An 8,571-nucleotide genomic window follows, 5' to 3' on the forward strand; every position below is an offset into this window, starting at 1 on the left:
AGCCTGAAAAGGGGGCCCGGCGGGGGTGCACCATCCCCGCCGGGCCCCCTTGCGCTGCAGACATGCAACGGGGCGCGCCCTCCCGGAAGGGGAAGGACGCGCCCCGTTGTTGCGGGTTGAGTGCTAAACGGCGGTATATCCCCCGTCGATCGGAATGGTCGCACCGGTGATGAGGTCGGCAACTTCCTGGGCCTCCCCGACACGGCCGGCCGGGTGGAGGCCGGCGTACTGCTCCAGCGTCGGCTCGTCAATGAGCGGTGTGCGGATGATCCCGGGGGCCACCGCGTTCCCACGGATGCCCTCCTTTGCGTACATGGTTCCGGCAGCGCGCGTCATGTTGATTGCCCCGCCCTTCGAAGCCGAGTAGGCGATGTTGTTCGGGACGGCCACGAGGCCGAACATGGACGCGATGTTGGCCAGCACGCCGCCCCGGCCCTGCTTGAGGAACTGCTCAATGACGTGCTTGTTGGTGTACAACACGCCCGAATAGTCGATGCCGTTGGTGCGTTTCCAGTTGTCGACGGTCGAGGTCACGACGTCGCCCTCCCCGCCGACTCCTGCGGAGGCCGCGGCAATGTCAAGGACTTTCGCGCCTCGGCGATGATGGTCTGTGCGGTCGCGAGATCGGGCGCCGATCCTCCGCCGGTGATGGATGCGACGATGTCCTCTGGCTGCATGGGCCATTCCGATCGGGCAGCGGCTGAAGCCCGCTGGGTAGGCTGGGAGCCGCAGGGATCCGGTACGTGAACAGCAGGAGGCAACGTGGCCAACTCGCAGTCGGGCGAGTCCGTCATCCGTCGTGTGGCGAAAATCGTCGATGCCTTTGACGGCTCGCGCAACGGCCTGACCGTCGCCGCGCTGGCCCGCCGCGCCGGCCTGCCCCTCACCACGGCCTACCGCATGGTTGATGAACTCACCGCGGAGGGGCTGCTGGAGCGCAAGGGTGCCGGCCGGCTGTTCATTGGCACCCGCCTGTGGGAGGTGGTCTCCCGGTCCTCGCCTGTCATCGGGCTGCGCGAAGCCGCGCTGCCGCACATGGAGGACGTCCAGGTGGTCATCGGCCACCACACCGCGCTCGGCGTGCTCGACGGCGAGGAAGTCCTCTACATCGAACGGTTGGGCTCACGCTCCTCCACGGTCAACATCACCGCGGCCGCCAAACGCCTGCCGATCCACGGGGCGTCCTCCGGCCTGGTGCTCCTGGCCTACTCGGCCGCGGCATTCCAGGAACAGGTCCTGGCCCGCCCCCTGGCAAAGTTCACCGAGCACACGGTCACGGATGCTGCGCAACTGCGCCGGCGGCTGGCCGATGTACGCAGGCAGGGCTATTGCGCCATGGCCGGGATCATCGTGCCCGAATCCAGCGGCGTTGCCGTGCCCGTGTTCGGGCCCGAAGGGAACGTTGTTGCCGCCCTCAGCGTGGTGGTGCCCATTCACGGGGAAAACATCCCCGCCACCGTCCCCGTGCTCAAGGCTGCTGCCCGGGGCATCTCCCGTGCCCTGGGCTGGCAGGGCGAGGACGCCGCCCTGCTGCGGCGCAGCCTCCCCCGGCCCTAACGTCACGAATCAGGCAGCCTTTCCCATTCAACGGGGATGTCACTACGCCTCCGGTGTGCGTTGGCCCACAGTGATGTGAGCACAGACACACAGGAAGGGCCCCATCATGCACTACCTCACCGGCACACCCGCAGCCCGCTACGACGTCGTCGTCGTCGGCTCCGGAGCCAGCGCCCTCACCACGGCAGCCACCGCCGCCCAGGCGGGCAAGTCCGTCATCGTCCTGGAGAAGTCCCAGCTGCTCGGCGGCACGTCCGCCGTCTCCGGCGGCATGCTCTGGATCGCCAACAACCACCATGCCGCGGCCGCCGGCCTCGCCGATTCCACGGCTGCCGCCTCCGACTATGTACGCGCCGTCGCCCGCGGCCGCGGACGCGGTGAACTGCTCAATGCAGCACTCGAACACGGCGACACCATGCTTCGCTTCGTCGAGGAGGAACTCGATGTCAGGTTCATCTTCCTGGACAACTTCCCCGACTACCGCATGGACCTGCCGGGCGCGCGCGACGGCGGCCGCACCGTTGAGCCGCAGCTGTTCAACCAGCGTGCAGCCCTGGGCGCGCTCGCCGGGCATGTGCGCACCGATGGCCGGCTGCCCTACACCATGCAGGAATACGAAAACTGGGGCGCATTCACCTCCTTCCCGTGGGACATGCTCGAAAAGCGCAGCGCCGACGGCGTCACCGCCAAGGGCCATGCCCTCGTCACGATGTTGCTCGGCGCCTGCGTCCAGCGTGGCGTGGCCTTTGCCGTCCAGGCCCGCGGTGTGCGCCTGGTGCGTACGGGCGAACGGGTCACCGGCGTCGAACTTGAAGGCGGGGAAACCATCACCGCGAACGACGCCGTCATGCTCGCCACGGGCGGCTTTGAATGGGACCGAAAGCTTGCCGACTCCCTGCTTGCCTCGCGCCTGTACACGATGTGCTCGCCCCCGTCGAACACCGGCGACGGGCTGAAAATGGCCCAGCGCATCGGTTCCATGACGCGCGGGACCCGTGAGGCCTGGTGGGCCCCCATGTCCATCACCGGCACCCTGCGCGACGGCGAACCGGTCGGTTCGCTGTTGCGCTTCGAACGCCAGGGGCCCGGTTCCATCATGGTCAACCGGAACGGGCAGCGCTTTGCCAACGAGGCCCAGAACTACAACGACCTGGCGCGCTGTTTGCAGTCCTGGGACTCGCCGAACAACCGGACGCTGAACACCCCCGCCCACGTGGTGTTCGACCAGTCCTACCTGGAACGCTACGGCGTCATGGACCACCGCGCCGGACAGCCCACCCCGGACTACCTGGTCGAGGCGGACACCCTGGAAGAACTGGCGGCAAAGATCGGTGTCCCGGCACAGAACCTCCTGGCAGCCGTCGCCCGCTTCAACAAGCACGCCGCCATCGGCGCCGACCCCGACTTCCACCGCGGCGAGTCCGCCTACGACAGGTACTGGGGCGACGAGAACTGCCCCTGGCCCAACCCGTCCCTCGGCCCCCTGCAATACGGCCCGTACTACGCACTGGAAGTGGTCAACGGCGCCTTCGGCACCAACGGCGGCATCGCCACCGACGGCCGCGGCCGCGTGCTCGACGTCGACGGGCACCCCATTGACGGGCTGTTCGCCGCCGGCAACGCCACCGAGAGCGCGTACGCCGCCGGGTACCCCGGCGCCGGCGCCACCCTGGGCCCGATGATGACCATGGGCTACCTGGCCGGGCGCACGATTGCCGGGCTGGAACCGGAGCGCACCATGGGCGCCGCCGCCGACGACGCGGCAGCCGGGGCCGTTGCCGCAGTGCCCGCCTAAACACGACAGACCCCAAGGAGCACCATGATCCGCCACACCGTCCTGTTCAAGTTCAAGGCCGACTTCCCGGCAGCCGACAAACGCGCCTGGACCACAGGCCTGGACCGCCTGCGCGGCAACATCCCCGGCATGCGCACCTTCACCCACGGAGCCGACGTCGTTGGCTCCGGGCGCGCCTTTGACTACGCGATCGTCGCCGACTTTGACACCGTGGACGACATTGCCGCCTACAACACCCACCCGCTGCACGAACCGCTCAAGGACTACTCCTTCCCGAACAGTGAGCAGATCCTGTCCGTGGACTTCCACCTTGACGCACCACCCACAGGCCACCCCGAGGAGAACTGACATGTCCGCTCGCGCCATCACACAGCCCGCCACCACCGTGCCGGCCAAGACCCCCGGCAAGGCCGCACTCGCGTCCTTCCTCGGCAGCACGCTGGAGTACTACGACTTCTTCATCTACGGCACCGCCGCCGCGCTGGTGTTCCCGCACCTGTTCTTCCCGTCCGAAAACCCCACCGTCGGGCTGGTCGCCGCGTTCGCAACGTTCGGGGTCGCCTACGTCGCCCGGCCGTTCGGCGGGATGGTCATGGGCCACTTCGGCGACCGGCTGGGCCGCAAGAACGTGCTGCTGTTCACGCTCAGCCTGATGGGCCTGGCCTCGCTCTCCATCGGGTTCCTGCCCAGCTATGCTTCCGTCGGCATGTGGGCCCCTGTATTGCTCACCCTGGCACGGCTCCTCCAGGGTTTTTCCGCGGGGGCCGAGTCCGCCGGTGCCTCCACCCTGACGCTCGAACACTCGCCGGAAGGCCGCCGTGGCTTCTTCACCAGTTTCGTCATGACCGGCTACGCCGCCGGCATGGTGCTGGCGACCCTGGTGTTCGTGCCCATTACCGCCCTGCCCAAGGACACCATGATGGCGTGGGGCTGGCGCATCCCGTTCCTGGCCTCGGTCGTCGTACTGGCCATTGCCTACTGGGTCCGGACGCGTCTGGATGAGACGCCCGCCTTCGAGGAAACCCAGTTGGAGGGCGAAATCAAGAAACTGCCGCTGGGACAGGTGTTGAAGTTCCAGGCCCCGGATGTGGCCCGCGTCCTATTCATGTCCATCTTTTGCGTCATGCAGACCATCTTCACGGTCTTTGGGCTCTCCTACGCCACAGCCCACGCCGGACTGGACCGGACCGACATCCTCACCATCAACGCCGTGAGCATCGGGCTGTCCATGTTCGTGATGCCGCCGGCCGCCCGGTTGTCCGACCGGATCGGCCGCAAGCCGCTCATGCTCGGATCCATCATTGGCTGCTCGGTGGCCCTGTTCATTTACTTCTGGTGCCTGTCCACCGGCAGCCTGGTCCTCGTCGCCGCCGCGTCGTTCCTGTTCATGACGGTGTTTTATTCCGGCTTCAACGGCGTCTGGCCTGCGTGCTTCGCCGAACAGTTCGCCACCCCCGTGCGCTACTCGGGCATGGCCCTGGGAAACCAGCTGGGCCTGGTCGTTGCGGGCTTCGGCCCCATGATCGGCGGCCTGCTCATGACGGACGGCGCCATGGACTGGATCCCCGTGGCCGTGTTCGGCCTGGTGTGCTCCGTCCTGGCGGCCATCGCCGTCCTGACCGCCCGGGAAACCGCGCACACCCCCATCGACGAGTTGGGCGAACCCTTCCACCGCGGCATCGGACGCGAACGCCGCGCCAAGGAACGCACTGCCGCCTAGCGCGTCCGGCAATTTCCATTCAGCGGCAAGGGTGCCCACCCCACGTCCGTCCCCCGGGTTTGACCGGGAAAAACAACAATCCATCGAAACGGAGCAATTCATCATGGCAAGAACCGTCGAATGTGACGTCCTGGTCATTGGGTCGGGAGTGGCCGGCATGGCCGCGGCCCTCAAGGCCGCCAGCCAGGGCCTCAGTGTCATCGTCGCAGAGAAGGACCGCCATTTCGGCGGCACCACGGCGATCTCGGCGGGCTGGGCCTGGGTGCCGGGCAACAAGGCCGGCACCGCCGCCGGCGACACCCGGGCCGAGGCGGAGCAGTATCTGCGCCACCTCGCCCCGGACACCTTCAACGCCGAGGGCGTGGCCCAGTTCCTGGACACCGTGCCGGAGGCCATCTCCTTCTTCGAGAACGAGACCGACGTCAAGTTCGCCTATCCGGAAAAGGCCCCGGATTACCAGATGGACCTGCCCGGGGCGAAGTTGGCCGGGCGCGCCATCATCCCGCAGGATGTGGACGCCCGGATCCTCGGCGACAAGCGCCTGCTCATCCAGCCGTACCTGTCCTCCTACACCGTCTTTGGCTACATGCCGCAGGTGGGCCCGGACATCAACGAGTTCTTCCACGTCAACCAGTCGCTGAAATCCTTCACCTATGTGGCCCGCAAGCTCCTGCGCACCTGGTTCGACACCGCCCGCTACGGGCGCTCGGTGCTGCGCAGCAACGGCAACGCGCTGATGATCCGCATGGCCAAGTCCGCCTACGACGCCGGCGTGCGCATGTGGAAGTCGACACCCGTGCTTTCACTGGTCCGGGACGACGACGGTGCCGTATCCGGTGCGGTCCTCGGCGGCGAACACGCCGGCACCGTCCATGCCCGCCTCGGCGTGATCCTGGCCGCCGGCGGCTTCTCCGGGGACAAGGAGCTCCGCCGGCAATACTTCCCCCACGACCCGCAGGGCGACGACCACTTCACCCCCACCGTGGGGCACGACGGCGACGCGGCCCGCCTGGCGCTGGCGGCCGGCGGGCACATCGACAACTCGGTTTTCAGCGTCGGTTCCTGGGCGCCCGTGACGGTCTTCCGCTACCTCAACGGCCGGCAGCGGCTGTTCCCGCACCTGCGGGCCATCGGGCTGCCGGGGCTGGTCGCCGTCGACCGGGACGGGAAACGCTTCGGCAACGAGGCCCTGAGCTACCACGACTTTGGCGGGCAGATGATCAGGCACAACGCCGGGAAGGACAAAACGTTCGGCTACGTGATCGGCGACGCCAAGACAATGCACAAGTACGGCATTGGCTACGCAAAGCCGTGGCCCATGCCGCGCGGCTACTTTTACAAGACCGGGTACCTCGTCAAGGCCGGCTCCCTGGAAGGGCTGGCCGCCAAACTGGGCATCGACGCGGCCGCACTGCAGCAGACCGTGGCGGAATTCAATCCCCACGCGGAGGCGGGCCGGGACCCGGACTTCGGGCGGGGCTCCACGCTGTACAACCACTTCCGCGGCGACATGGAGCACCGGCCCAACCCAAACCTTGCACCCGTGGGCAAGGGCCCCTACTACGCGGCCAAGATCCAGATGGGTGACCTGGGCACCTTCGCAGGCGTCGGCGTGAACGCCCGCTCGGAGGTTGTCACCGCGGAAGGGACCCGGATCCTGGGCCTGCTCGCCGTCGGCTCCGCTGCCGTGTCCGTCTTCGGCGGCGGCTACCCTGGCTACGGCTCACACATCGGCCCGGCGCTGGTCTTCGGATACCGGGCCGGGCGGGATATCGCCAAACTTGCGGCAGAACGCGGCGTGGAGCGGGCCGCGGCCGTCTAGGCCGGCCACCACACGACACACGCCGACACCCAAGGAAGGCCCTCCGGGGAATTCCTGCAACCAAGCAGAGGACAAGCAACATGACTGGATCCACCCAACGTGCCGCCGGCAAGGTGGCCCTGATCTCCGGGGCCGCCCGCGGCATGGGCGCCTCGCACGCACGCCGCCTGGCCGCGGAAGGGGCCAAGGTGGTGATCGGCGACCTGCTCGACGCCGAAGGCGCAGCGCTGGCCGCGGAGCTCGGCGGTGAAAACGCGCTGTTCGTCCACCTGGACGTCACGGACCTCGGGAGCTGGAGCGCAGCCGTCGACACGACCCTCAAGCGGTTCGGGCGGCTCAACGTGCTGGTCAACAACGCCGGCATCTTTACCCGCGGCTCCGTCGAGGAGGCCACCGTGGAGGACTGGCGCAGGACCATCGACATCGACTTGACCGGGAACTTCCTGGGCATGAAGGCCGCGGTCCCCGCCATGAAGGCCTCCGGTGCCGGGTCCATCATCAACATCTCCTCGATCGCGGGCCTGGTCGGCTTCAAGAACCGCGCCGCCTATGCCGCCGCGAAATGGGGCGTGCAGGGACTGACCAAGACGAGCGCCCTCGATCTGGGAGAGTACGGGATCCGGGTCAACTCCGTCCATCCGGGCTCGGTCAAGACGCCGATGACCGCCGGGCTGGAGCGCGGGTTCGGCCAGGTCCCGCTCGGCCATGATGCCGACGTGAAGGAGATCTCCGATCTCATCGTGTTCCTGGCCAGCGACGAGTCCACCTTCATTTCCGGAAGCGCCATCGCGATCGATGGCGGCGAGACGGCCGGCAACAACCTGCGCGCCGATGCCTGAGCGGGACGGGGCCTTGTTTGAGGGCAGGACCGCCGTCATCACCGGTGCGGCGTCGGGGATCGGCCGGGCCACGGCGCTGCTCCTTGCCCGCAACGGTGCGGCGGTGGTGATTGGCGACGTTGACCCGCGCGCCGCGGAGGTGGCTGGGGAAATCACGACGGCCGGCGGGCGTGCCCTTCACGTCCGCGCCGATGTGACCCAGGAGCCGTCGATGGCCGCCCTGGCGGACACCGCCGTCGGGCATTTCGGTTCACTGGACATCCTGGTGGCCAATGCGGGGATCGCCGAGCAGAAGGCGCCGCTGCACGAACTGGACCTGGCCGGGTGGCAGCGGGTGGTCGACATCAACCTCACCGGCGTGGCCCTGGCGGGCAAGCATGCACTGCGCCACATGCTCGACGGCGGCGGGGCGATCGTGAACGTCTCCTCCATCCTGGGCGTCGTGGGGCAGGGCAACAGCACCGCCTATTCGGCGGCCAAGGCCGCGGTGGCCAACCTGACCCGGTCCACGGCCGTGACCTATGCGCGCCGGGGCATCCGGGTCAACGCGGTGGCGCCCGGGTACGTGGATACTCCGCTCGTGGCCGGCCTGCCGGAGGAGACGCGCGCCGCCATGCTGGCCAGGCAGCCCATCGGCCGGCTGGCCCGGCCGGAGGAGATTGCCGACGTCATCGCGTTCCTGGCCAGCGACCGGGCGTCGTTCGTGGTTGGTGCCGTCGTCTCGGCCGACGGCGGCTACACCGCCGTGTAGCCGGGGACGACGGAGGGTGCTGGCGGGTGCCGCCATGGCCGCCAGGCCCCGGCGGCCTGCCGCACCCGCCGGGGCCCGCCCGCTAAA

At 68.3% G+C, this 8,571-nt stretch carries 8 protein-coding genes; 7 read left to right on the forward strand and 1 reads right to left on the reverse strand.

All coding sequences use genetic code 11. The features are described 5' to 3' along the window. Positions 1-123: 123 nt before the first annotated feature. Complete coding sequence (locus tag G6035_RS20340) at positions 124-684, reverse strand: SDR family NAD(P)-dependent oxidoreductase (protein ID WP_256128129.1); 561 nt, start codon at positions 682-684, stop codon at positions 124-126. Positions 685-762: 78 nt separating this feature from the next. Here G6035_RS20340 and G6035_RS18925 point away from each other — a divergent pair, with 78 nt between their 5' ends. From G6035_RS18925 to G6035_RS18955, 7 genes are all read left to right on the forward strand, one after another. Further along, positions 763-1,557 (forward strand): IclR family transcriptional regulator, encoded by a 795-nt coding sequence (locus tag G6035_RS18925; RefSeq protein ID WP_176618652.1) that lies wholly within the window; start codon positions 763-765, stop codon positions 1,555-1,557. 106 nt (positions 1,558-1,663) lie between these two features. Continuing rightward, positions 1,664-3,352: an FAD-dependent oxidoreductase gene (locus tag G6035_RS18930; RefSeq protein WP_176618653.1), complete on the forward strand. Its 1,689-nt coding sequence runs from the start codon at positions 1,664-1,666 to the stop codon at positions 3,350-3,352. 24 nt (positions 3,353-3,376) lie between these two features. Beyond that, positions 3,377-3,700, forward strand: coding sequence for a Dabb family protein (locus G6035_RS18935; RefSeq protein WP_176618654.1), 324 nt, complete (start codon positions 3,377-3,379; stop codon positions 3,698-3,700). A gap of 1 nt (position 3,701) precedes the next feature. Next, complete coding sequence (locus G6035_RS18940) at positions 3,702-5,072, forward strand: MFS transporter (protein ID WP_176618655.1); 1,371 nt, start codon at positions 3,702-3,704, stop codon at positions 5,070-5,072. A 103-nt stretch (positions 5,073-5,175) separates the two neighbouring features. Further along, a complete protein-coding gene (locus tag G6035_RS18945; protein ID WP_218063372.1) occupies positions 5,176-6,894 on the forward strand; it encodes an FAD-dependent oxidoreductase in 1,719 nt (572 codons plus the stop codon). An 80-nt stretch (positions 6,895-6,974) separates the two neighbouring features. Next, entirely contained in the window at positions 6,975-7,733 is a 759-nt protein-coding gene (locus G6035_RS18950; protein ID WP_176618656.1) for an SDR family oxidoreductase, read from the forward strand. After that, the gene (locus tag G6035_RS18955) at positions 7,726-8,484 is read left to right on the forward strand and encodes an SDR family NAD(P)-dependent oxidoreductase (RefSeq protein ID WP_176618657.1); all 759 of its coding nucleotides are present in this window, start codon (positions 7,726-7,728) and stop codon (positions 8,482-8,484) included. The genes G6035_RS18950 and G6035_RS18955 overlap by 8 nt, the downstream gene beginning before the upstream one ends. The last annotated feature ends 87 nt before the right edge of the window (positions 8,485-8,571 follow it).

This window comes from Arthrobacter sp. SDTb3-6 (genome assembly GCF_013376095.1).
Classification (GTDB): Bacteria; Actinomycetota; Actinomycetes; order Actinomycetales; family Micrococcaceae; genus Specibacter.

Bases quoted from the DNA above. Each gene is read 5' to 3' on its own strand.
- G6035_RS18955 (WP_176618657.1), top strand. From the start codon at position 7,726: ATGCCTGAGCGGGACGGGGCCTTGTTTGAGGGCAGGACCGCCGTCATC.
- G6035_RS20340 (WP_256128129.1), bottom strand. From the start codon at position 684: ATGGCCCATGCAGCCAGAGGACATCGTCGCATCCATCACCGGCGGAGG.
- G6035_RS18935 (WP_176618654.1), top strand. From the start codon at position 3,377: ATGATCCGCCACACCGTCCTGTTCAAGTTCAAGGCCGACTTCCCGGCA.
- G6035_RS18950 (WP_176618656.1), top strand. From the start codon at position 6,975: ATGACTGGATCCACCCAACGTGCCGCCGGCAAGGTGGCCCTGATCTCC.
- G6035_RS18945 (WP_218063372.1), top strand. From the start codon at position 5,176: ATGGCAAGAACCGTCGAATGTGACGTCCTGGTCATTGGGTCGGGAGTG.
- G6035_RS18930 (WP_176618653.1), top strand. From the start codon at position 1,664: ATGCACTACCTCACCGGCACACCCGCAGCCCGCTACGACGTCGTCGTC.
- G6035_RS18940 (WP_176618655.1), top strand. From the start codon at position 3,702: ATGTCCGCTCGCGCCATCACACAGCCCGCCACCACCGTGCCGGCCAAG.